This window comes from Lutibacter sp. (genome assembly GCF_041555395.1).
GTDB lineage: Bacteria > Bacteroidota > Bacteroidia > Flavobacteriales > Flavobacteriaceae > Lutibacter.
In genome coordinates, this window is sequence record NZ_JBFFKM010000115.1 from 1 (window position 1) to 2,088 (window position 2,088).

The following is a 2,088-nucleotide window of genomic DNA, read 5'->3' on the forward strand; positions in this document are numbered from 1 at the left end:
CAAAAGAGAACAATCCATCCAAATCATCATCACATTCAATGAAATCAGTTACTGGATTTGCTACAGGTTTTTTGTCTACAATAAATTCCAACGTTGTTTCAGCATAACAAGCTCCATCAGGATCTATAGAATTACTATCTGAGACTCTAATTGTAATAATTTGACTGTTTGTTAAAAAAGGATTTGGAAGTGGACTTTGCAATGGGTTTCCATTTTCATCAACATACGAAACTATCATTCCTGTTTGCCCGTTTAAAACGGTTGCTTCAATAGTTGAAGTGTCAAAAGGAAAGAAATCATCAAAATCGTTATCACATTGTCTATCAATGGTTACGCTGTTAGCAATTGGAATTGGCTCTACATATAGCGTAATATGCGCTCCCATTCCTAAACAATCGTTGTCTAATTGGCTATCTACACGCACATAAATTGTTTGTGTGGTTGAATATCCAATATTTCTATAGTTTGAAATGTCTGGAATTGGATTTGTTTCAGCCAAAGCATCTGCTTCATTTCTGTAATAGTTGATAATTAATTGTTGTCCAATAGGAAAAATACTTTCAATTTCTGAAGTAACACTGCTAAAATCAAAAGTTGTAATTCCGTCTGTTTCATCGTTTAAAACATCTAAAAAGTCGTCACACTCATAAAATTCTTTTTGAAATGTAGCAGGAATTCCAGTTGTTGAAACAATCAAGTTTATTTCTGAAACCCGATAACAACCATTCGTATTTTCAACACTAGCCCAAACAGTATCTGTGGTATCAAATTGATTTGTATAGGCAGTTGGGTTTAATATTTCTTCAGTGCTGTCATTTGTAGTTGCACCAACGTATGTTTTATAATATGTAAAGGTTTCATTTTCGGCATTTGTGGAGATTTCATTTTCAACTTCCGTTAAATTAAAAGCACTAAATCCATCGGTATTATCATCGCATTGTTTTAACACAACCAAACTTGTAATTGTAGGCAATTCAAATACTTCAACACTAAAATTAGTAGTTGCAACACAATTCGTATTCGCATTATTAAACATTTTCACATAAACGGTTTGCTGATTGGTGGTGTTTTGAAATACAGCAGGATTTACAATTTGTGCCGAATAACCAGCATCGCTATAATATTCAACAGTAAAATCTAAAGCTGCTTGACCATTTAAAATGTCCGTTTCTTTTTGAGTTAAATCGAATAAAATAATGCCATCGTTATCGGTTCCTACAGAAGTATTATCACAAGAAGTTAAAGAAGAAATAGTGGTACTTGGCAATGGCGTTTCAAATACCTGAATGGTAAAATTGGTGCTATCAAAGCAACTTTCACTATTTGTATTGTATACTTTGGCATAAATGGTTTCTAAAGTATACGCAGTTTGATTGATATAACTGTTAGGAGTTGTAATTTCAGTTTCGTTTATATAATTAGTGAAACCTGCATAATATTTTACACTAAAAATTAAAGGATCTTGTCCGTTTAAAATAGGGGCATTTAGTGTGGTTAAATCAACAGCATAAAAACCATCATTGTCTGTATCACATATATCAATATTTGTTGGTTGTATAGCGGTTGGGACTTCATAAATGGTAACTATTGAAGTTGTTGTTGCTGTTTCAGTTCCTACTGTTACGGTTACGGAAACTTCATAATCTCCAAGACTAGAAAAAATATGCGTAGGCGCAAAAGCTGTTGAAGTATTATTAACACCAGAAGCTATATCTCCAAAATTCCAAACAGCTGTATCAACAGTATCAGTTAAGGTAAATTGGGTGGTATCTCCAAAACAACCATTTTCAAAAGTGAAATCATCAATGTTAAAATAGGATTGAATAAATGGGGGAAGACCAATAAATGAAGTCCTACCTCCAAGGGAAATAATTTCCGCCTCAAAGTTACATCCAAATCCTAATATATTAGGATTGTTTATTACATCAATATGTTTTTTTAAGGGATTTGCTAAGTATATTTTTCCGTCAATTGCTAATTGTAATGCACCATAATATCTAGAATTAGTAATATTTGAGATGTCTAATTTTGAATTAATTATATCTAAATTAGAACCAGCATTCAAATTAAACTGATAAACACCTCTAA

General features: G+C 32.3%; 1 pseudogene. It reads right to left on the bottom strand.

Annotated elements, in window-relative coordinates:
* A pseudogene (locus tag ABY285_RS12535) lies at window positions 1-2,088 on the bottom strand (hypothetical protein); the annotation flags it as partial.